The following is a 318-nucleotide window of genomic DNA, read 5'->3' as shown; positions in this document are numbered from 1 at the left end:
AGCACTGGATGCACATCCTCACCGAGATCAAGAACCGCGGCGTGAACGACGTCCTGATGCTGGTCTGCGACGGGCTGAGGGGCCTGCCCGACGCGGTCGAGACCGTCTGGCCTCGCACAGTGGTGCAGACCTGCGTGGTCCATCTGCTGCGCAACAGTTTCCGCTATGCCGCCCGCCAGGACTGGGACAAAATCGCCAAGCTCCTCAAGCCCGTCTCTCCCCCGCAAGCGGGAGGTACCCCCACCGCGCCGACCGAGGAAGCCGCACTGGAGCGGTTCGCCGAGTTCGCCGAGACGTGGGGCCGGAAGTATCCGGCGA

1 protein-coding gene is annotated in these 318 nt (G+C 66.7%); it reads left to right on the top strand.

Going from position 1 to position 318, the window contains the following annotated elements:
- Positions 1–318, top strand: a 318-nt coding sequence (locus IQ279_RS27625; RefSeq protein ID WP_206352058.1) for a transposase, incomplete at both ends; no start/stop codon positions are given.

Source organism: Streptomyces verrucosisporus (assembly GCF_017114865.1).
Taxonomy (GTDB): Bacteria; Actinomycetota; Actinomycetes; order Streptomycetales; family Streptomycetaceae; genus Streptomyces; species Streptomyces fenghuangensis.
Note: the sequence above shows the minus strand (reverse complement) of the source record. Positions and strands in the feature narration are given on the sequence as shown.